14 protein-coding genes are annotated in these 21,755 nt (G+C 65.0%); 4 read left to right on the top strand and 10 right to left on the bottom strand.

Features of this window, described 5'->3' with window-relative positions:
• Positions 1 to 55: 55 nt before the first annotated feature.
• From AC3WJB_RS10325 to AC3WJB_RS10310, 4 genes are all read right to left on the bottom strand, one after another.
• Positions 56 to 1,531, bottom strand: coding sequence for a M20/M25/M40 family metallo-hydrolase (locus AC3WJB_RS10325; protein WP_492681247.1), 1,476 nt, complete (start codon positions 1,529 to 1,531; stop codon positions 56 to 58).
• 113 nt (positions 1,532 to 1,644) lie between these two features.
• Positions 1,645 to 3,237, bottom strand: coding sequence for an amidohydrolase family protein (locus AC3WJB_RS10320; protein ID WP_492681245.1), 1,593 nt, complete (start codon positions 3,235 to 3,237; stop codon positions 1,645 to 1,647).
• 484 nt (positions 3,238 to 3,721) lie between these two features.
• Positions 3,722 to 6,592, bottom strand: coding sequence for a TonB-dependent receptor plug domain-containing protein (locus tag AC3WJB_RS10315; protein WP_492681243.1), 2,871 nt, complete (start codon positions 6,590 to 6,592; stop codon positions 3,722 to 3,724).
• A 90-nt stretch (positions 6,593 to 6,682) separates the two neighbouring features.
• On the bottom strand, positions 6,683 to 9,283 hold the full coding sequence (locus tag AC3WJB_RS10310) for a M14 family zinc carboxypeptidase (RefSeq protein ID WP_492681241.1): 2,601 nt from the start codon (positions 9,281 to 9,283) through the stop codon (positions 6,683 to 6,685).
• 609 nt (positions 9,284 to 9,892) lie between these two features.
• Between AC3WJB_RS10310 and AC3WJB_RS10305 the strand changes: the two genes are divergently transcribed.
• Together AC3WJB_RS10305 and AC3WJB_RS10300 are read left to right on the top strand one after the other, a co-directional pair.
• Positions 9,893 to 11,404 (top strand): DNA-3-methyladenine glycosylase 2 family protein, encoded by a 1,512-nt coding sequence (locus tag AC3WJB_RS10305; RefSeq protein WP_492681239.1) that lies wholly within the window; start codon positions 9,893 to 9,895, stop codon positions 11,402 to 11,404.
• A gap of 1 nt (position 11,405) precedes the next feature.
• Positions 11,406 to 11,921 carry a methylated-DNA--[protein]-cysteine S-methyltransferase gene (locus AC3WJB_RS10300; RefSeq protein WP_492681237.1) on the top strand — a complete coding sequence of 172 codons (516 nt, stop codon included), beginning with the start codon at positions 11,406 to 11,408 and terminating at the stop codon, positions 11,919 to 11,921.
• Positions 11,922 to 11,960: 39 nt separating this feature from the next.
• On the opposite strand, the gene AC3WJB_RS10295 is transcribed toward AC3WJB_RS10300, so the two are convergent.
• The 5 genes from AC3WJB_RS10295 to AC3WJB_RS10275 form a co-directional block, all read right to left on the bottom strand.
• Positions 11,961 to 12,428 (bottom strand): hypothetical protein, encoded by a 468-nt coding sequence (locus AC3WJB_RS10295; RefSeq protein WP_492681235.1) that lies wholly within the window; start codon positions 12,426 to 12,428, stop codon positions 11,961 to 11,963.
• A 74-nt stretch (positions 12,429 to 12,502) separates the two neighbouring features.
• Positions 12,503 to 14,035, bottom strand: a complete 1,533-nt coding sequence (locus AC3WJB_RS10290; protein WP_492681233.1) for an amidohydrolase family protein — start codon at positions 14,033 to 14,035, stop codon at positions 12,503 to 12,505.
• A gap of 215 nt (positions 14,036 to 14,250) precedes the next feature.
• A complete protein-coding gene (locus tag AC3WJB_RS10285; RefSeq protein ID WP_492681231.1) occupies positions 14,251 to 15,501 on the bottom strand; it encodes an MFS transporter in 1,251 nt (416 codons plus the stop codon).
• Positions 15,498 to 16,910 (bottom strand): formimidoylglutamate deiminase, encoded by a 1,413-nt coding sequence (locus AC3WJB_RS10280; RefSeq protein ID WP_492681229.1) that lies wholly within the window; start codon positions 16,908 to 16,910, stop codon positions 15,498 to 15,500. Before AC3WJB_RS10280 ends, AC3WJB_RS10285 begins: the two co-directional genes overlap by 4 nt.
• Positions 16,911 to 16,992: 82 nt before the next feature.
• Complete coding sequence (locus AC3WJB_RS10275; RefSeq protein ID WP_492681227.1) at positions 16,993 to 17,688, bottom strand: phospholipase D-like domain-containing protein; 696 nt, start codon at positions 17,686 to 17,688, stop codon at positions 16,993 to 16,995.
• A 243-nt stretch (positions 17,689 to 17,931) separates the two neighbouring features.
• Between AC3WJB_RS10275 and AC3WJB_RS10270 the strand changes: the two genes are divergently transcribed.
• Together AC3WJB_RS10270 and hutI are read left to right on the top strand one after the other, a co-directional pair.
• Positions 17,932 to 19,530 carry a GNAT family N-acetyltransferase gene (locus tag AC3WJB_RS10270; RefSeq protein ID WP_492681225.1) on the top strand — a complete coding sequence of 533 codons (1,599 nt, stop codon included), beginning with the start codon at positions 17,932 to 17,934 and terminating at the stop codon, positions 19,528 to 19,530.
• Positions 19,527 to 20,756, top strand: coding sequence for an imidazolonepropionase (hutI, locus tag AC3WJB_RS10265; protein WP_492681223.1), 1,230 nt, complete (start codon positions 19,527 to 19,529; stop codon positions 20,754 to 20,756). The genes AC3WJB_RS10270 and hutI overlap by 4 nt, the downstream gene beginning before the upstream one ends.
• Here hutI and lpxK read toward each other — a convergent pair.
• Positions 20,751 to 21,752: a tetraacyldisaccharide 4'-kinase gene (gene lpxK, locus AC3WJB_RS10260; protein WP_492681221.1), complete on the bottom strand. Its 1,002-nt coding sequence runs from the start codon at positions 21,750 to 21,752 to the stop codon at positions 20,751 to 20,753. The two genes, hutI and lpxK, sit on opposite strands and share 6 nt — an antisense overlap.
• Positions 21,753 to 21,755: the final 3 nt, after the last annotated feature.

The raw sequence follows: 21,755 nt of genomic DNA, 5'->3' as shown, positions 1-21,755 counted from the left end.
ATTGCCTTCTGTTGTGACATGGATGGGACTGGAAAAGCAGGGTCGACTCCGGCTCCTATTGCTGCGTAGTGATTTTTTTCAACAACCCGTACCAGAAATCCAATGCAGGTTGAAACTCGCCGGCCAGCACGCGCTCGTCGATGCCGTGTGCCCGGCTGTCGTTTGGCTTGCTGAAGAACGGACTCACCCCGTACGCCGGCAGGCCTTCATTGCGGAAAAACTGGTTGTCGGAGGCGCCCGCACCTTGGGACGGCACGACGTCGACGCCCGGAAAGCGCTCGTGGATCGTGGCGGTGATGGCCGCAAACAGCTCGGGCATGATGGGCGAGGCCTGGCTGACCACCGGCTGCGGATCCTGGATGGTGATCGTGACCGCGGGGTCGTTGATGACCTTGGTCAACTCGGCCTTGATGGCCTCGGGGCTGACGCCAGGCCAGACGCGGCAGTTGATGTTGGCGTTCGCCTGCTTCGGTACGGCATTCAGGGCGTGGCCGCTCTCCATGGTGGTGCCGACGCAGGTCGTGCGCAGTTGCCCGACATAGGCCGGGTCGGCCGAAAGCGTCGCTGCGGCCTTGGCATCCTTGGGGTTGGCGGCAAACGCCTTCATGGCCTCGCCAAGCGACCCGGTCACGTGCTCGCCCAGGCCCTTGAATGCCGCCAGGGTGATTTCGTTGTAGGTCACGGGGAACTCGTACTGCTGGACACGCCCCAGGGCATTGGCCAGCGTGTACAGGGGATTGTTGTGCAGGGGTGTACTTGAATGGCCGCCAGGCCCGGTGGCGGTCAGCAGGTAATCCACGTTGAGCTTTTCGGCGGCACCGATGCGGTACAGCTCCGGCTTCAAGTCATCGCTGTAGGTCCCGGCGCCACCCTCGGCGTCGATCACGTATTCGACGTCCTTGTACTTCGGCGCCAAGGTCCGTGCCGACGCGAAATCCGTCTCTTCGTCGCCGGTCAGCACCACGATCAGCCCACGCTCGGGCGTGAAGCCTTCCTGCTTCAATCGCATGAGGGTCTGCACGAGTACGACGATTTCGTTCTTCATGTCCGCGACGCCGCGGCCGTACAGATATTCGCCCTCCTTGGCCAACTCGAACGGCGGATGCGTCCAGCGGTCGGCATCGGCAGCCACCACATCCATGTGGCCATTGATCAGGATGGGTTTGGCATTGGTGCTGCCCTTCCAGTTCAATACCAGGGCTGCGCTTTTGTCGATGCCATTGATGGGCACGACCTCGAGGTCCGACTTGGCAAATCCGGCGGACTCGAGTTGCTCGGCCAGGTAATGGGCCAAGGCGATCGTCTGGTCTCCATGCCCGGTTGCGCTCTGGAACGCGATGGCCCGCGCAAGCATGTCCATGGTCGCGGGCAGCGTGCCCGGCTTTTTCGTGCTCGCCGTGGTGCTTGGTGCGCTGGCCGTTCCCGCGGGCGTACCAGATGACTCCGGCACGTCGGGTGCGTTGGAGCTGCAGGCCGCAACCGCTACCAACCCGGCGCCCATGCACAAGTACGCAATCCGCCTCATCTTCATACTCCACTCCTAGCGTGATAGATGCGATGCCAATCCTGGTTCCGCGCAACGCCCGAAACCCGACCTTTCGCGACAAATCCACAAATCCCGTCACCCCACGTTGTCACCAGGCGTCAGCCATCCGAGGGATGCAGCATCGCTGGGATGTTGACTTCAATACCGGTGTCCTTCTTGGACTTCGTGACCATGTCGCGAATCTGCGACAGCAGCTTGTCGCTGTCGTAAACCACGCCGCCCTTCACCGTGTACTTTATGCCCTTGACCCGACTGATCTTGCCCGTCTCCCGGTCGAGCCGGACCGTGCCGGTTCCATACAGGGTCTTGAAGTCTTCCAGCGGATTTTCAGTCATCAGCACCAGGTCTGCCTTCAGCCCAGGCCGGATCACGCCGTATTCAATCGGGCGCCCGTTCGCCTTGTATGGTTGGAAAATGCCCTCGGCACCATAGAGCGTGGCTGACCGTATGACCTCCAGCGGCGTCAACCCTGCCTGTTGAAGCAGGATCATTTCCTCGATATAGGAAAAGCCTTCAAGCTGATAGACGCTATTGGCATCGGTCCCCACCGTGACGCGCCCGCCAGCCAAGGTATAATCGTAGACAAAACGCATCCATTTATTGAGATACCGCTGCCAGCGGGCCTCATCGACGCTGGTCAATTTCGCCATGACACCGCTGTGCTTCAACGGATTCGGTTCAAAGCTCTTCCACAATTCCGGCATGGCGTATTCGGCCATCCAGTCCGCATTGCTGGCCTTCATCAAATCGTAGACGAACTGATAGATGATGAACGTCGGATTGAGGATGAAGTTCTTCTCCTTGAACAACGTGATCAATTCCTTCCACTGCTGGCTTTCCGGTCCGTAGCTCTGGTCCACGAGCTCGCCGACCTTTGGATAACGGTCATCCTCGGAGTTCTCGTTGTAGTCAGAAGAGTAGTCGCGGAGCGAGTGTGTCGTGAGCAGAGACTCGAACAACGCGTAGAAATGTTCCATCTCGTCCAAGCCCATCTCCGCGGCATCCCGTGCGGTAATGGCGTTGTCGAACCCGATGTGGATCATGCTTGGCATGCCAATCGCATTGCCCTCGGCAAGGTATGCCGCCATGACGTCGCGGTACTTTGGCCCACCCTCGCCAATGCAGTCCACCCCCCGCTTCCTCGCGTTACGCACCCATTGCCGGGCTTCGTCGGGTGTATTGACCGGTGCCACGCTTTGGCAAACGCGGATACGTGGCGCAACAATCTGGTTCTTGTTGCTGAGCTCCCGCTGCTTCATTACCTCATCAGTGGTTTTGTCATCAAAGGTCAAGATCCGTACGGTCGTGACCCCATGCGCGAGATGAAGCAAATAGGCGTACGGATCGCGCTCATGGGTATGCATGTCGATAAACCCAGGGGTCACATACATGCCGCGGGCGTCGATCACCCGGTCTGCACCCTTGAGCAGATCCTCGTCGTGCAGCTCCTGATTCTTCTTCGCGTATCCAAAGCGCTTGACTTCAGTGATCTTGTCGCCCTCGACCACGATATCGACCGGGCCCATCGGCGGCGCGCCAGTGCCGTCGATCATGGTCACGCCACGAACCACCAGCCGCTGGAATGGCCCATCCTTGCCAGCATCCTGCGCCAGAGCTGATGGCAGGGCCAGGCTCAATACAAGTGCCAGTACACCCGCCGGACGAATCATGTTGTTTCGGAATACGATCATATGTGACTCCAGGCTTGTGCCGCCACGCCAACAGTCATCGGACCGCAAAATACGGCCGACACGCATCATCAACCCATCCAAGAACATCCCACGAAGGCACCCCAGGGAAACTCCGATCAACCCCAAACCGTCATTCCCGCGGAAGCGGGAGGCGCCTCACAACAGCGAAGCTGGTCATCCAGTGCCTTTGCTCCCAAAACAGCTAAAAAATAAAGGCACTGGATCCCAGATATCGCTACGCAATTGCGGGATGACGAGCAGAATCAGGGCTCCTCTAGGGAAGCTCTGAACAATTCGCTCTTGATCGTCATTCCCGCGAAAGCGGGAATCCAGTGTCTTTGATTTCAACAACGTAACCTCACTGGATCCCCGCTTTCGCGGGGATGACGGCAATTATTCAGACCTTCCCTAGGTACCTGGTGCATACGTCGCACCGGCCATGGTGCTTCGCGTGAATCAGCTCCCCATTTACTCTGATGAGGTCTTAGAACTTGATCGTGGCGCGCGCCCAGTAATAGCGCCCAAGCAAGTCGTACGTGGCGCCGTCGGTGTTGTTCGTGTTGAGGTTGCTGTTCTGGTAGATCAGCGGTGGCTGACGGTCGTTCAAATTGTCCACGCCAATGTCGAAGCGCGTGCGGATCTTCGGTATCGCGTAACCCAGCTGGATCGAGTTGTACAAGACTGAGGCCATCGGGATATCCACGCCCGGGATAGCCGCGTCACCGTTGTGCAGCGTCAGACGATGGATGTAGCGCGTCTGCCATTGGGCGTTCCAGTTGCCCTTTTCCCAGTTGATCGTGGCCGTGCCACGCCAGCGTGGGATATTGCCGAATTGCTGGCTGAAGGTACCGGCATAATCGATGGATTGCGCACCCGGCTGGCCCGGTGTCGCACTGTTCTTGTAGGTTGCGACATAACTGCTGGCCAGGCCGAAGCGGAAATCGCCTGGGTCCATGCTGCCCACGTTGAAATGTGGCAGGCGGTAACGCAGCGTGTAGTCGATGCCGCTCGTGCTCAGGCTGCCCAGGTTCACCGCCGGCGTGCTGACGTAATAAATCTCACCTGGCTGCCGCGTGGTGTTGTCATAGCGCACGATGAAGCCACAGTACGGGCTTGCGTTGTTGTTGTAGCAGGCGTTGACCACGGTGTCGGTCTGGATCGTGGTGAGCGTGTCGAACAGATAGATGTGCCAGAAGTCGACGCTGGTCGACAGGCCGGGAATGAACTCGGGGTCGTAGACCAGGCCGAAATTGACGGATTTGCCGTGTTCGGGTTTCAGCTTCGACCCTGCGGCAATGGCACCGGAGTAACGCCCGGTCACCTGCAGCACCGAGTTGCCCGCCCAATTTGGTGGCACGAATCGGCAGGCATTGGCGTGCTGCGCCAGCTCGGCTGCCGTGCGATGGGCGCAAGGGTCGTTCAGTGCCGCCCCGCCGCCGCCGGTGGAAAGGCCGTCGTACAACATGTTCAAGTTTGGTGCGCGGAAGACCTCGGAGATCGTGCCGCGGACCAGCAGGTCCGCGACGGGACGCCATTCGATTGCGATCTTCTTGTTCGTGGTCACCCCGGTCGTGCTGTAGTCGGACGTGCGGACCCCCAGGTCGAGGTTCAGCGTGTGCGCAAACGGCTGGTTCGACAGGAGCGGGATCAAGGCCTCGCTGAAAAGCTCCTTGACGTTGTAGCTGCCGCGCCCGGGCGACTGGCAGCCGCCCGAATTGCAGGTCATGGTTGCCGGATCCAGGATCGAGTCCGGACTGACCGTGTAGTTCATGGATTGCTTGCGGAACAGGGTGCCTACCGACAGCTGGACTGCCCCGGCCGGCATGGTCCACAACTCGCCGCTGGCATCCAATTGGGCCTGTTTGGTGGCGCGGGTCAGGACGTATTGCGATGGTTGCCTGGCGGCTTCAAACAGCTTGCTGACCGCCGGGTCGCCCTGGTTGAAGATGTTTGCGCCGGCATTGACTGCCGCCTGCATCTTCGAGGCGACCATGACGACCGGCTCCACCATGTTGCGCTTGGTATGGCTGTAGTTGACTGAGGCATCCCAGATCCAACTGCTGTCCTGGCCAAAGTTGCCACGCAAGCCGGTATTGACCTGTCCCGTGTCGGTGGTGAAGAAATGCGTGCGTGGACCAATGCCGGTCAGGCGCGTCTGGAAGCGGTAGCCGCTGTTCGGGTCACCTGGGATCGGCCGCTGGCTGAATGTGACGCCGAACGGGTTGATTGGGTTGCTCGAGAGGATGCTGAACAGCGCGCTGCTGCCATAAGGCGTCGATGCATCCTGCCCGCTGGACACCGTGTGGTTGTAGAACGCGTCGACGAACGCGGTCGTGTTGTCCGTGATGTTGTAGCTGCCGAGCACAAAGCCATTCGTGCGCTTCTGCGCGGTCTGCAGGTAGTTCGACACTGCGTAGTTGTAGTTGTCGCTCGCGCCGCGGTAGCAGCGGTAGTCATCGAGACTCTGGCCGTTGCCCTTGTCACGCGTGACAAAGATGGAGCCCGACGAGTTGACCGTGCAGCCATAGCGGCTGGCGAACGAGCCAGGCAGTTGGATGCGGCCGTTCGGGATACTGCTGGACCCCGATGGCGTGATGACGCCGCCCGAGAGGTAGAGCACCTGGGCGGCGAACTTGCGCGCCGGGTTCAGCACCGGGTCGTACTTGTTGTAGTCGACGCCACCGACAATGCTGTACTTGTCGCCCGAGGTTCCGGCAGTCAGCGTCATGCCGCGCCGCTCGGCGTCGCCATGGCCGGAAATACCGCCGTTCACGCTGACCTGGGCACCCTGGAAGTCCTTGCGCAGGATGAAGTTGACCACGCCGCCAATCGCATCCGAGCCATACACGGTCGAAGCGCCTTCAGCCAGTACGTCCGTGCGCTCGATCATGTCGGTCGGGATCAGGTTGACATCCGGGTTCGCCATGCGCTGGCCGTTGACGAGCACGAGCGTGCGCTCCACGCCCAGGCCGCGCAGCGATACGCGGGAGGCACCATCGCCAGCCTCACCCGAAGGCGTCGCCCCGCCGCCACCGTTGCTGTTGTTCTGCGGGTTCGTGGCATTGCCTGAAATGGAGGGCAAGGCCTGCAAGACGTCGCCCAGCACGGGCTTGCCGCTGGCACTGATGCTTGCGCGGTCCAAGGTGACCACCGGGCTCGCGGTCTCGATGTCGACGCGGCGGATCAAGGAACCCGTGACGACCACACCTTTCAAGGTCTGTGCCTGCGAGGCGTTGGCCTGGGTCGCCTGCGCCGCGTCCGGTGTGTCCTGCTCGTCCGTCGCGAACGCCGGCCCGGCCATGGCCATGGCTCCGGCAGCCAGCGCCATACCTACTGCGACCGCGAGGCGATTCATGCTTGGTTTCATGGACTTACCCTCGATTGAGCTGAAGTTTCAAAAAGGTTGTAACGCCGGTTGCAGTGGCTCGCGATGCCGGCGGCTGCGTCACCGCAGATACATCGTGTTGAACAGGAACTTGAACGTGCCCTGCGGCTGGCCCCGCCACTGCGGTGCGAAGCCGTAGAGCAGAACCCGGCCTTTGCCGTATTCGACCTCGAGCGCGGCCGCCAGGCCCTGCAGGCGTTCGGGGTTGACCGCAAAGCCGCTCTGCAGCGAGCTGCCGGTGGCTGCATAGGAAGCCAACACGCGACCTTTGAATCCAGGCTTGGTCTTGAACGCCGGGCTGTTGAGGAACATCACCGATGGGCTCTGCCGCATGCCCTGTGTCACGCTCGATGACTCGCCCAGGTTGACCCCGAACAAGGCTCCGGCACAGAAGAACTCACTTTGGCTCAGGCCGGCCAGCGCGTTCTCCACGGGCAGGTCCAGCAGCTCGGTGACCGCGACCGAGGAGTGGTTCATTGCCACCAGGGTGCCGCCCTCGTTGACGAACGCCTTGAGCGCGTCCACGCCAGCCTGGTCGATGCCGCCGACGAACTCCGCGGGCATCGTGCCCGGTTTGAACATGCCGTCGACGAGGCGCGCCACCGGCTGCTGGCCTCCCCGTCCAATCGTGTCGGGCAACACGATCACGTCCACCTTCGAGCGCAGCTTGCCGCGGCGCATGTCGGCATTGCGCAAAGTCACCGGCGCAAAGCCGTACTGCTCCAGCAGCCATTGCGTCCAACCCGCATCCATCCCCGCCTGGTCCTGACCCCAGGGCCGATAGTTGCCGACGCGCGCCTTCCGCACCGGCGTCGCCTCGTGCCCAGACGCCGCCGGCGTGGCGGTCACGCCATATTGGGCAAGGATGCCGTCCAGGGTCTTGCTGTCCACCCCGGAAAGCACCATGGCGCCTGCATCGTCGCCGCTGAACGCCACCCGCCCCTTCTTCGCCAGCACCGCGTTGGCGACCTTGAAGCTCGCGTTGCTCGCATGGCTGATGGCGAAGGCCGAGCCGCTGCCCTGCAGTCCGCCCTCGGTCCTGGCTTCGTCGACCCGCTTCAGGGAAGCCATGGCGTCAGCCGGCAGCGGAATGCCGATGGCCACCGTGTCGACCCCGAACTGCAGCGGCAGCGTCCAGCCGGTCGCGTCATACGGCAGCTTTGGCGGCAAGCCCTTGTCGTCCAGGAACACCGTCGGGTATTTCTGCCGCTCGAACAACTCCTGCACCAGGCCGGCAAACGGCTGGTTCATCGGGATCACCCATGAACCCGTCGGATATGAGGTGCCGCCCAGGGTCAGCGCCGACGGATTCTGGTACACCTCCACGCCCTGTTGGACCAGCTTCTGTGCCAGCAGCGCGGCGGTCTGGGGGTCGGCCTGGCCACTGGGAATGACATAGGCATGCAGGCCGGCGTCGACATAGCGCCGCATGGTGCGGCTACCGGCCAGGTAGCGGTTGAACAGCAGCTCCTCGCGATACTTGACCGCGGTGTCCAGCGTCGACATCGACGCGGTCATCATGTAGTCCTCGGAATCACGCAGTCGCCAGATCCCTCCCTTCCACGGCGAGGGATAGAACACCTGCGGCTTCAGCTCCTGCCAGGCCTTGGGGAACTCGCTCAGGCTGTAGTTGCGTGGCGTGGCCGAGTCGTGGGAGGTCTCGGTGAAATACGCCATGGTGTGCCGGAATTCGGCGATATAGTCGATGTAACCGGGATACCAGTTGTCGAATGTGGCCTGCACGATCGCGCCCGGTTTTCCCTCCTGCTCGAAGCGCGACATCATGTTGATGCCGATGTTGCTGGTCCATACGCGGGTCAGCGAATCGATGTTCGCCGACACGGGGTCATAGAACGGCGGCATCCAGATCCGTGCCGGGAACGGTGCACTCTGGTGCTGGGTGTACCAGATGGCCGGCGCGTTCTTCATGCCCTCGAACGTCACGACCTGGCTCTCGATCATGTTCAGCATGTAGCCGTCGCGGTTGTTGTCGTGGCCCACGTACTCCTGGTACAGGCGCGGGCTGCGCTGGTCCATCGCCTTGGTCGGCACCGGGCCGGTAAGGTCGCGACCAGCGAGCTGCTGGCGGTACCAGTGCACTTCCATGTCCATGCCGTCCGGGTTGAGCGTCGGCCACAAGAGCAGGACGACGTTGTCCAGGATCGCCGCCACTTCCGGATTGTCCGGCTCGGACAGCAGCTTGTAGGCAAGCAGCATGGGGTGCTGGTGGTCGGCAACTTCACTCGAGTGCAGGCCGCCGTCGATGTGCACGATGATCTTCGAGGTGCGTGCCAGTTCGCGCGCCTGCTCCGGGGTCAGCTGCCGTGAGTCGGCCAGCTTCTTCGAGGCGTCGACATACTGGTCGAACTTCGCCAGGTTCTCCGGGTTCGAGATGATCGCGTACTCGAACGTCCGCCCCTGCGTGGTCTTGCCGATCGAGACCATCTTGATCTTGTCGGACGCCTTGGCAAGCGCGTGGAAGTAGCGCACCGAATCTTCGTAGTCGGCGAGGTAATAATCATCGCCAGGCGTATGTCCGAGCACCGACGCGGGGGTGGGAACCTGGGCCAATACCGCCGGTGCCGCGCCAAGCAGCAGCGCCAGCCCGAGCGCGGAGACGATGGCCGACCACCACTTGCCTCTCGTGTCTGATTCCAGCATGTGACCTCCCCATGATGTCATGTCGATACACGGTGAAAACGATAAGCTGCTACCCCTCAGCGCTTCCCCGGCGTCGCGATCGACGCAAACGCCGCGACACCGCCCCGAGGCATGACCTTGCCACGCCGCGCCAATACCACACGCGCGGAGCCTGCATTGCACCTGTGATGTGCGCAAGTGATGCACTGCAGCATACCGGCATGCCCGGTGTCCTGGAACCCCCGATTGCATCCGTTGCGTGCCGCGAGTGATGTCCGGGCGTACGGCCGGTTACACGCGCGGATCCGAAGCGGGGCTGCTCCACGTACTGCCGGTAAGTCGCCAGGCATCGCATTGGTTCGCACCTCGCTGCAACGTTGCCGCGGCCGCTTCTTCATCGTCGCCGAACCCCCTGGCGAGGACGGGTCTGGTCGCCTTGTCACCAGACTCGTCATTTGTATACACGAAAATTTATATCTATACAAATGCAGTGCAGCAATTCCCATGTCGGCCAGATTCCGTCCACCGATCCAGTCGACACCGCAGGCTCGCCTGCAGGCGCCGCCGGTCCCACGTAGTGGTGTCCGAAAACGGCGAGTTCCGCGCCGCTTGCGGTGCTAGCCTGCGTCCATGGATCAGCAAGCCGACATCGCCCTGCCCGACCCGCGCATCTGCGACCTTGCCCGCAAGAGCCGCGATGCCCGTTTCGATGGCCTGTTTTTCACCGCGGCCAGCAGCACCGGAATCTATTGCCGGCCAGTTTGCCCGGCGCCTGCCGCGCGGCGCACCAACGTGCGCTATTACGCGAATGCGGCAGCCGCGGAAGCCGACGGCTTCCGACCCTGCCTGCGCTGCCGGCCCGAACTCGCGCCGGGTAACGACGTCTGGCGACACGGCGATGACGTCGTCGCGAACGTGCTGAAGCTCATCGCCGATGGTGCGCTCGCGGAGCAGTCGCTGGAACAACTCGCCGCGCGCGTCGGCATCAGCGGCAGGCAGCTGCGCCGCCTGTTCGTGCAGCGTGTCGGCGTGCCGCCGCACAACGTGTATACGACGCAGCGATTGTTGTTCGCGAAGCAACTGCTGACCGAGACCGCGCTGCCGGTGACCGAGGTCGCGCTTGCATCCGGCTTCCGCAGCCTGCGCCGCTTCAATGCGGCGTTTGCCCAGGCGAACCGTATCGAGCCGCGGCAATTGCGCCGGACGCCGCGCGCCGCGAAGGATGCGCCACTCGTGCTTCGGCTCGCCTACCGGCCACCGTACGCGTTTGGCGCCGTGCTCGAGTTCCTGCGCACGCGCGCGTTGCCCGGGGTCGAATGTGTCGACGCGCACGGCTACGCGCGCGTGTTTGGCCCGGCCACGGCACCGGGTTGGCTGATCCTGGACCCCTGGCCGGGGCGCGCCCACAACTTGCGCCTGAGGGTGCATTGCCCGAATGCCACCGAGCTGCTCGGTGTGGTCACCCGTGTACGCCGCATGTTCGACCTGGACGCGAATCCGGCCTTGATCAACGGGGCATTCGCCGCCGATCCCCTGCTCGGTCCGCTGTGCGCGCGGCACCCGGGCTTGCGCGTACCCGGCAGTTGGGACGGTTTCGAGACCGCGGTGCGCGCGGTGCTTGGCCAGCAGGTCAGCGTTGCCGCTGCGCGCACACTCGCCGCACGCATCGTGCAACGTTACGGCACGCCGCTTGCGACGCCCCCGCAGCCCGGCCTGGAACGCCTGTTCCCGGCGCCGGACGCGCTGGCCACGGCAGATCTCCGCGGCCTGGGCGTGACGACGAGCCGGGCGCGGACGATCCAGGGTATCGCGCAGGCGCTGCAGGATCGCCGCGTGACGTTCGATCCGGCGCAACCGCTGGACGAGTTCGTGCGGCGCTGGACTGCGCTGCCGGGCATCGGCCCGTGGACTGCGCACTACATCGCGATGCGCGTACAGAACGAGCCGGACGCGTTCCCTGCCGCGGACCTGGTCCTGCGCCGTGCCGCTGCCGGCGGCGGTACGCCATTGAGCGAGCGGGGGCTGCTGGCACGCGCGACAGCGTGGCGACCTTGGCGCGCCTATGCCGTGATGCAGCTGTGGCGCGCCTCCGGCGAGCGGGCCGCGATTGAAGCACGCACCACCCTCCCACGGAGTGACTGACATGAGAGCCAGCGACACCACGACGTATTACGACGAAATCGACAGCCCGGTCGGCCGCCTGCGCCTGGTTGCTGACGTCGGCGGCTTGTGCGGCATGTTTTTCGAAGAGGAGAGCCATCCCACCGCGATCGAGCCCCATTGGGTACGCGCAGCCAGACCGCTGGCGCGCGCGCACCGGCAACTCGACGAGTACTTTGCCGGCAAGCGGCAGGCGTTCGACCTGGCGCTGAATCCGCATGGCACGCCGTTCCAACTCGCGGTTTGGATGCAGCTGCGCCGCATCCCGTACGCCACGACGATCAGTTATGGCGATTTGGCCCGGCGCGTTGGCAATCCGGCCGCGTCGCGGGCGGTCGGCGCGGCAAACGGGCGCAATCCGCTGTCGATCATCGTGCCTTGCCATCGCGTGATCGGCGCCAGCGGCTCCCTCACCGGCTACGGCGGCGGCTTGCCGATCAAGGAATTCCTGCTGGCGCTGGAGCGGCGCACCGTGCACGGCGACCTGTTCGCCGCCTAGGAGCCTGGGCGGCAGAAGCCGCCCGGGCTTCCGGCCAGGCTATTGGCCGCTGCGTGCCTTGGCTGGTGCGACAGAAGCCGGCGGCGGCAGGCGGTTCGTGCCCCAGTACTGGTCGACCAAGGCTTGCTGGGCCGCCTGGTCACGTGCCTGCTGGGCCTGCGCCGCCTGGTCGAGCTGGGTGCGGTTACGCGACGCCGGGTCCAACGCCTGTCGCGCCCGCTCGCTCACGCCGCGGCGCAAGTCGCTCTCCAGCTGGCGTTGCTGCAATTGGTCGCGCACTTGCTGCAGCTGCACGCTTTGCTGGAACTCGACCGCAGCCGGTGGCGGCACCAGTAGCAAGGTCTGCGCCGGCGGCGGATTTGCCGGCGGCGGCACGGGAACCTGTTGCGACAGCGCCGTGCGGAACCACGCCAGCCCCAGCGCGCACAATGCGATGGCCACGACCCGGCAGGCTTGCCGGTCGCGAACCAGCAAGCCCACGGTGGCAGGCTTGAGCATCGTGGACATGCACCAATGATGCACGCCGCGACGTGAACGCCAGGCCATCTCCACGCCTTGCCGCAACGGGCTTGGACTCGAGGTCAGTCCGTACCCTGGCCGCGCTGGGCACGGGCTTGCGCCACCATGGCCTTGACTTCGCGCATCAGCGTCGGGCCGTGGTACGGGATGCCGTCCTTGATCGTCCACTCCACCCCGCCGGTGTGCACTGGCTTGCCGTCGACCATGTCATCCACGCCGGTCGGATAGAACACCTTGAGGTTCTCCAGCGGATTGCCATTCACCACCGCCAAGTCGGCCTTGAAGCCGGGTCGGATGCGGCCAAGCTCGGTTTCCTTGCCGAGGATGCGCGCGTTGTTGAACGTCGCGTGCTGGATCACCTGGATCGGGCTGAAGCCGGCTTCCTGGTGCAACTCAAGCTCGCGAATCAGCCCAAAGCCATACAGCTCATAGATGAAGCCTGCGTCGTCCCCGGCGCCAACGATGCCGCCCTTGCGCGCGAAGTCACGCACGGCGGCCATCCAGATACGGTAGTTCTCCTTCCAGTAGGTCTCGTCGGTGGAACTCCAGCCGAAGAAGTAGGAGCCGTGGTTTGCCGGATCGGGACGGAAATACTCTTCCAGCGTCGGGTGCAGGTAATCGGCAAACCAGGGCTGGGTACGCGCCCGCTGCAGGTCGCGCGAGGCCTCGTAGATGTCGAGCGTCGGCACCCAGGCCACATTGTGCTCGACCATCCCGTCCAGCACCTTGTCCAGCAATTGCGGATCGGCCTCGCGCCAGAGATGGCCGGCCCAGCGGAAGCGATCGGTCTCGTTGTTGTAGTTGTAGTAGGACGGGAACGCCTGCACGCCATCGGCCAGCGCCGCATCCGGCACGCCGTACCAATGCTCGATGCTCGTGGTGCCAAACTTCATGTCGTCCCAGGCGTTCGTTTCCTCGACGCCGGCATGGTGCGCGATGCGCAGGCCTTGCTTGTGCGCCTCGTCCGCCAGCGCCGCCATCACGTCACGATCGATGCCGGTGATCTTGACACCGTCGGCGCCCTGGGCCTTGATCGAACGGATGAACGTGCGCGCCGCCTCCGGCGTGGAACGCACGCCATACATCGGATAGACCAGGATGCGCGGCGCGACCAGGTCGCCGCGCGCACTCGCTGCCCGCCAGGCCAGCGCCTTCTTGGTGTCGCTGCCGACGTCGCGTATCGTCGTAATGCCGCAGGCCAGCCAGATCTTGGTCTCGTATTCGATCGGCTGTGGCTTGCCGCCGCGCTCATCCTGCAGGTGCGCATGCGCGTTGATCAAACCGGGGGTGACGTACTTGCCGGTGGCGTCGATTTCCACCGTGCCGGCGCCCGCCTGCGGCCGGGCACGGCCACGGCCCATGGCGACCGGATCGATTGCCACGACCTGCTTGATCGTGTCGCCTTCCACCACGATGTCGAACGGCCCTTTGGCCGGCGTGCCGTTGCCGTCGACGACGGTGGCATTGCGGATGATCAAGCGGGCGGGACGCTCGCCCGAGCTTGGCGTGGCCTGCGCGAAGGTGATCCCTGGCAGCAGGATGCCGGCCGCAATGGCCAGTCCCGCAGTCAAGGCAAGGCGGATGGATGCTCGCATGGATATCGACTCCCCAGGATGGTCATGAGCGCCAGCCGACCCCCTGCCGACCGGCGGAAATTGGGGTCAGAGTGCACTTTCGACAGATGGTTGGATGGATTCTTCAGCCGTCGTATCGAAAGTGCACTCTGATCCCAATTTCACTTCCCGAAACTTATCACACGACGTCGCATCTGCGGTTGGTCGAAATCAGCCGATGGCTGCACGGCCGCCTGTCATGGCAGCGCGGGTTCGGTGCCGGGGGATGGCGGCCCGGCCAGGGGCGGCAGGTGATGCAGTCGCCGGGCCACCAACAGCGCGAGCAGCGCCAATACACCGACGAAGCTGCCGACGCCATTCCAGCCGTGCCAGGCATAGAACAGCCCACCAGCCCAGCCGGCGACGCTGGAACCGACGTAGTAGCAGCACAGGTACAGCGCCGAGGCCTGGGCCTTGGCGGCGCCCGCGCGGCGGCCGACCCAACTGCTGACGATGGAATGCCCGCCGAAAAAGCCGAACGTCAGCACAACGATGCCAAGCAGGATCAGCGCGAGCGGCCGCGCCAAGGTCAGCGCGACACCGGCCAGCAGGAGTGCCGCGGCCGTCCACAGCACCTTGCGTCGCCCAAGCTTGCCGGCCAGGTGGCCCATCCACGGCGAGCTGAATGTACCGACCAGGTAGATGCCGAAGATCAAGCCCACGGTGGCCTGGCTAAGGTTGTAAGGCGGCGCCAGCAGGCGGTAGCCCAGGTAGTTGTAGACCGTGACGAACACGCCCAGCAGCAGGAAACCTTCGAAGAACATCCACGGCAAGCCCGGATCATGCAGTACGCCTGCGAAGCGGCGGCGCAGAGCGCGTAAACCGGGCGGTTGGCGCGTGAAATGGCGGGACGGCGGCAGGCTGCGGGCAAACACCCAGCCGGAGAGCAGGCCAACCACGCCCACCACGGCCACTCCGATGCGCCAATCGACGAAATCGGCCAACACGCCGGTAATCAGTCGTCCACTCATGCCGCCGACCGCGCTGCCGCTGATGAACAGGCCCATGCCCAGGCCAATCGACTCGGCGTCCATCTCCTCGCTGAGATAGGTCATCGCGACCGCCGGCAGCCCGCTCAGGGTGAAGCCCAGCAGCGTGCGCAGCACCAGGAGCAGGGACCAGGTCGGTGCCAGCGCGGTCAGCAGCACGAGCAGCGCGGACACGAAGAGCGAAGCCGTCATCACCCGCTTGCGGCCCCAGGCATCGGACAGCGCACCGGCCAGCAGCAGGGCAAACGCCAGCACGCCCGTGGTCACCGACAACGAAAGCGCACTGGTCGCGGCGCTCACGCCATAGTCCGCGCTGAACTGCGGCATCAGCGGCTGCACGCAATACAGCAGGCCAAAGGTGGCAAAGCCGGCGGCAAACAGCGCCAGGTTCGTCCGGGTGAACGCCGCCGTGCCGCGATGGATGTACGGTACCGCGTGATCCGCCGGCACCGCGCTCATGGCCGCCGGATGGGCGCCGCCACGGCAGGGGTCCGGGCCAGGCGCTCGACCACCGCGCGGTAACGCGCGCCAATGCGCTCCTCGTCGTGGTGGTGGAAGTCATGCACCTGCCAGCGCCCGCCGACCATCACGTCACGCACCAGCGGCGTGTTGCCGGCAAACAGGAAGCTGTCCAGCATGGAGCGTGCATCGCGCGCAGCCAGCAGCGGCGAAGCCTCGTCGAGCACGATCAAGTCCGCGCGGCTGCCTTCGCGCAATGCACCAATCGGCAGGCCGGATGCCTGCGCGCCACCGCGCAATGCTTCCCGCCACAGGGTTTCGCCGACGCTGTCGCCGGGACGGCGCGCCGCCACGTTGCGATGGTGGGTGAGCAGGCGTTGGCCGTATTCCAGCCAGCGCAACTCTTCCACCGGCGAGATCGAGATGTGCGAGTCGGAGCCGATGCCGAGTACGCCGCCCGCATCGAGATAGGCCGCCAACGGGAACAAGCCATCACCGAGGTTGCCCTCGGTGGTGGGGCACAGGCCAACCACTGCGCCACTGCGTGCGATCTGCTGCATTTCCGCGGGTGTCAGGTGGGTCGCGTGCACCAGGCACCAGCGGGAGTCCACGTCGGCATGCGCATACAGCCATTCCACCGGGCGGGCGCCGCGGATGGCGAGGCAGTCCTGTACTTCGCCAAGCTGCTCGGCGATGTGGATGTGGATCGGGCAGGCGCGCACCAGGCCGCTGGCCAGCACTTCCCGCAGTGCCGCCTCGGGCACGGCACGCAGCGAATGCAGGGCGATGCCGACGCGTAAATCCGCGCCCGCCAGCGCCTGCAGGTTCTCCAGGAAGCGCAGGTAACGCGCCACGTCGTGGCCGAAGCGCCGCTGTCGTTCGCCCAGCGCACGCCCGTCGAAGCCGCCGCTCATGTAGAGGACCGGCAACAAGGTCAGCGCAATGCCCGCCTCGCGCGCCGCCTCGATCAGTGCCAGCGACATGGCCTCGGCCGGTGCATATGGCTTCGCGTCGGGCTGGTGATGCAGGTAATGGAACTCGCAAACCTGGGTATAGCCGGCCTTGAGCATCTCGACGTAAAGCTGCGCGGCAATGGCTTGCAGCTCCTCGGGCCCGATCGTGGCGGCAAAGCCGTACATGGTCTCGCGCCAGCTCCAGAAGCTGTCCTCGCCCCTGCCCCGCCGCTCTGCCAGGCCGGCCATGGCGCGCTGGAACGCATGCGAATGCAGGTTCGGCATGCCCGGCAAGACCCAGGCCCCCAACGTGCCATCCGCAGCAGTCGCCGTATCGTCGGTCACCGCCGCCAAACGGCCGGTGGTATCCACGGTGAGGCTGGCGTCGAGCTGCCAGCCCCCGGTCCGCCACAGCTGTTTGGCGCGCAACCGTCCTGAAACCTGCCTGCTGCTCATGCTCTGCTCCGACCGGGGACGCACAGTGTACTCATTGCATTATGCCCGGCCCCGGCCGGACCCTCGCCGCACCCGACTGGCGCTACAACTGGGCCGCGGCCTGTGCGGCGCACCAGTCGAGCAGGCGTTGCCACCACGGCCGCGTGCGCCAGGCCTGCAAGCTCAGCTCCCGCGAGCGCTGGATGTCGGCCTCGATCACCTGCGTCATGTGCGCGGCAAAGGCCGCGTCGTAGACATCGATGTTGGCCTCGTCATTGAGCGTGAACGAGCGGTTGTCGAAGTTCGCCGAACCGGCAATGGTCAAGTAGCCGTCCACCACCATGAGCTCGTTGTGGAACAGTGCCGACTCGTAGCGATAGACGTGCGCACCGGCACGCAGCATGGCGCCCCAGCCCGCGCGCGAAGCCGCGAGCACGATAAGACTGTCCGTATGTGGGCCGGGGACCACCAGGCGCACACGTACGCCGTGTCCCATCGCCTCAAGCAAGGCCCGGCCGATCAGCTCATCGGGTCCGAAATAAGCCGCTTCCAGGTCGATGCTGCGCCGCGCACCCTCGATCGCAAGCAGATACAGCCGCTGCATGTTTCCGGCGTCCCGGTTTGGTCCGCTGGCAACCACTTGCATCGGGAGGACGACGGCGCTGACTTGCCCGAGGCGCGGTGGCACGGGCTCCCGGGGCCACAGGTTGAGCAGCACGATCCCGGCCAGCAGGGCGCTGAACGCACCAATGGCCGACCACGTCGGGTGCCGCCGCCGGCGCGTTGCGCTCGTCGGCATGCGGGGCGCCTCCGTCACGATCGATGAGGCGCTTGCACAACCGCGTGGTCAGCGCGGCAGCCCCGCCGCAACGACGAGCGTGAGATGCCTGACGAGCACACGCCGCACGAGCACCAGAACAACCCGCGGCAAAAGCCCAGGCCTTCGCACCGCTAGGCCCTACAGGTCATCGGGAATCTTCGGCGGACCGACGATCCGGTGGCGCTTCACTTGCCGCAGCAGGGCGCCAGGCATAATGGCGCCATGGTGAAGAAGGCAACCGAGCTGTCCCCGAAACTGCGCCTGCGCCAGGCGATTCCCGATGACGTGCCGGCCCTGGTCGCCCTTACCGCCGGCATCTACACCCCGGAATGGGGGCATTCGGCGGAAATGTTGCGCTCGCAACAGACGCACTTTCCCGAAGGCCAGTTTGTCGTCGAATACGAGGACGTCATCGTCGGCTATTGCGCCACGTTCCGCATCGACGAGGCCGCGGCGCTGGCGCCGCATACCTGGATGCAGATCACCGGCGGCGGCATGGCCTCGCGGCACAAGCCCGACGGAGAGTGGCTGTACGGCATGGAAGTGGTGGTGCATCCGGATTACCGTGGCATGCGCATCGGCCAGCGCCTGTACCAGGCCCGCAAGCGCCTGTGCATGGACCTCAAGCTGCGCGGCATCGTGTTTGGCGGGCGCCTGCCTGGATTGGCAAAGAACATCGGCCGCTACGGCAGCGTGCAAGCCTATGTGCAGGCCGTGCTGGACGGCAAGCGCCGCGACCTGACGCTGAGCTTCCAGTTGTCCAACCATTTTCGGATGATCGGGCTGCTGCGCGGCTACGTGCCGTCGGACCACGAATCGCTCGGCTACGCCGTGCACCTGGTATGGCGCAACCCGCGCCTGCTCGAGCAGCCGGACATGCCGCCGGTCACCTCGCCGCAGCGCCTGCCCGATTCGGTGCGCGTGGCCTCGGTGCAGTACCAGCAGCGGCGCATCGCCTCGTTCGAGGAATTCGCCACCCAGGTCGAATATTTCACCGACATCGCGGCCGACTACAACGCCGACTTCGTGACGTTCCCGGAGCTCATGACGCTGCAGCTGCTGTCGATCGAGAACACTGAGTTGTCGCCGGTGGAATCGATCCGCAAGCTGAGCCAGTACACGCCCCAGGTCAAAGAATTGTTCAGCCGCCTGGCCGTCGGCTACAACATCAACATCATCGGCGGCACGCACCCCACCGAACAGCCGAACGGTGACATCCACAACGTGTGCTACGTGTGCTTGCGCGACGGCTCCGTGCATGAGCGCGAGAAGCTGCACCCCACGCCCAGCGAGCGCAACGTGTGGAACATCACCGGCGGTGAGAGCGCCGCCACCGTGCAGACCGACTGCGGGCCGATCGGGGTGATGATCTGCTACGACGCCGAGTTTCCGGAGGTGGCGCGACACCTGGTGGACCAGGGTGCCTTGATCCTGTTCGTGCCGTTCTGCACCGACGTGCGCGAGGGCTACCTGCGCGTGCGCTATTGCGCGCAGGCGCGGGCCATCGAGAACCAATGCTACGTGGCGATGTCCGGCAACGTCGGCAACCTGCCCGGGGTCAACAATTTCGACATCCAGTACGGCCAGAGCTGCATCCTGACGCCGAGCGATTTCCCGTTTGCCCGCGACGGCATCGCCGCCGATTCCACGCCGAACATCGAGACCGTGTTGTTTGCCGACCTGCGCCTGGAGAGCCTGGCCCGCGCCCGCAACGCCGGCGCCGTGCAAAATCTCAAGGACCGCCGCTTCGACCTGTACGAGACGCGCTGGCGTACCACGCCGGTGAGCGAGCTGCCAGCCATCGCCAAGGAGAACCAATGAACAACCCGCGCTGGGACCGCCTGCTGCTGAACGCCACCGTGGCCAGCATGGCCGACGATGCGCCCTACGGCCTGCTCGAACAGGGCGCGGTCGCCTTGCACCGCGGTCAGGTCGCCTGGATCGGGGCGATGAACGCCCTGCCGGACGCGCCAAAGGCCCTGGCGGCCAGGGTCGACTCCGTCGATGGCGCCCTGGTTACCCCTGGGCTGGTCGATTGCCACACCCACCTGGTGTTTGGCGGCAATCGCGCGCACGAGTTCGAGCTGCGCTTGAATGGGGCCAGCTACGAGGACATCGCCCGTGCCGGCGGCGGCATCGTCTCCAGCGTCAATGCCACGCGGGCCGCCAGCGAGGAGGCCTTGTTCGCCCAGGCGTTGCCGCGCGCCCGTGCGCTGCGCGCCGACGGTGTAACCACGCTGGAAATCAAATCCGGCTACGGCCTGGAGCTCGACGCGGAACGTCGCATGTTGCGCGTTGCACGACGCCTCGGGCGCGAGTTGGGCATCTGCGTGCGCACCAGCTTCCTCGGCCTGCACGCCTTGCCTGCTGAATACAAGGACGATCGCGGCGCCTACGTGGCCCTGGTGTGCGACGAGCTGCTGCCGACACTCGCCGGCGAGGGCCTGGTCGATGCCGTCGATGCATTCTGCGAGACCATCGGCTTCACCCGCGCAGAGACCCAGTGCGTGTTCACCAGGGCGAGCGAACTCGGCTTGCCGGTGAAGTTGCACGCCGAACAGTTGTCCGACCAGGGCGGCGCCGCTCTGGTGGCCGAGTTCAAGGGCCTGAGCGCCGACCACCTGGAACATCTTGGCAGTGCCGGCATTGCCGCGATGGCGGCGGCCGGCACGGTTGCCGTGCTGCTGCCCGGCGCGTTCTACGCATTGCGCGAGACCCAACTGCCGCCGATCGCTGCGCTGCTCGGGCACGCGGTGCCGATCGCCATTGCCACCGATTGCAACCCCGGCACCTCGCCCCTACTCTCCCTGCGCCTGGCCGCCAACATGGCTTGCACCTTGTTCCGCCTGACACCGGAGCAGGCGCTGCGCGGGATCACGGCGCATGCGGCCCGTGCGCTCGGCTTGCCCGACCGCGGCACCCTGGCGGTCGGCCAGCGCGCTGATTTGGTGGTGTGGCACGCGCGCCGACCAGCCGAGCTCTGCTACTGGATCGCCGGCCAGCTGGTGCGCGAGGTCATCGTTGGCGGCGAATCCGTGGCGCTATGAGCGCCGCGCCCTGGCCGTTTCCTGCGCTGCTTCGACACGTGTCGCCAACGCATCAAAAAATGCCGTCGGCAATTCGGCCTGCACTGGCACCCGCCACCAGTGTGGCTGGGCAAACGCGCGGCACTTGACCGCATCCTTGTCGGTCATCAGCACCGGCACTCCGTCGGCGAACTCGAGATCGGCTGGCAGGTAGCAATAGTGGTCGGCAAAAGCGTGCTCCACCACGTCGATGCCCATGGCCCGCAGGCCGGCAAAAAAGCGCTGCGGGTTGCCAATGGCCGCCACCGCGTGTACGCGCTGGCCGGAGAAATCCCGCAGCGGCTGGCTGCGACCATCGACCAGGGCCACCGCATCGTCGCCCGACAGATGCATGGCATATTCGCCCGGCTCTGCCCGGCCGCCATTGCACACGCGGAAATCGACGCGCGAGAGCCGCGACAGCGGCTCGCGCAACGGCCCCGCCGGCAACATTCGGCGATTGCCGAAACGCCGTACACCGTCGATCACGCAGACCTCGACGTCGCGCGCCAGGGCGTAATGTTGCAAACCGTCGTCGGCAACGACCAGGTCGCAGCCGGCGTCGACCAGCATTTGCGCCGCCACCGGCCGTTCGCGGCCGACCGCCACCGGAATCGCCTCACCGTGGATCAGGCAAGGTTCGTCACCCACCACGGCCGGATCCGGGGCATCGCCAAGCAACACCGGCGCGCGCTGGGTGCCGCCGTAGCCACGGCTGACCACGCCTGGACGCCAGCCGCGCGCGCGCAAGGCCCGCACCACCGCAATGGTAAGCGGCGTCTTGCCGGTACCACCTGCCGTGAGGTTGCCGATGACGACCACCGGCACGGCCAGCCGCGCACTGCGCAGCCAGCCGCGGCGGTACAGGGCAAGACGCACCACCACCACCGCCCGGTACAGGCACGCCAGCGGCCAGGTCCACCATGGCGCACGACGGGGCCCATACCAGGCGGCTTGCAGGGCGTCGAAACCGGCCATGCG

This window comes from Rhodanobacter sp. FW510-R10 (assembly GCF_058781105.1).
This window is presented reverse-complemented; position numbering and strand designations above follow the sequence as displayed.